At 44.2% G+C, this 278-nt stretch carries 1 tRNA gene; it reads right to left on the bottom strand.

What is annotated here, in order from left to right:
* Positions 1–151: 151 nt before the first annotated feature.
* Positions 152–227 (bottom strand) — tRNA-Ala (locus tag H3H39_RS27420).
* Between the last annotated feature and the right edge of the window lie 51 nt (positions 228–278).

The following is a 278-nucleotide window of genomic DNA, read 5'->3' as shown; positions in this document are numbered from 1 at the left end:
TGATACATACAATCATTACCCATCACTTTGATTTTGACGTCAAAGCGATCAATAAATAATCTTTACTTACTTCTTCCAGATTGTTAAAGAACATACAGCACTTGATCTCTAAAAGACCAAACCTAAACTTCGTAGCTTACGTTTGGACTTTTGGTGGAGGATGACGGGATCGAACCGACGACCCCCTGCTTGCAAAGCAGGTGCTCTCCCAGCTGAGCTAATCCCCCATCGTGACCCTAGCGGGATGGAACTTTAGTTCCGTCCACTCTGATAACTGG

It is taken from the genome of Rugamonas apoptosis (genome assembly GCF_014042355.1).
GTDB classification, from domain to species: domain Bacteria; phylum Pseudomonadota; class Gammaproteobacteria; order Burkholderiales; family Burkholderiaceae_D; genus Rugamonas; species Rugamonas apoptosis.
This window is presented reverse-complemented; position numbering and strand designations above follow the sequence as displayed.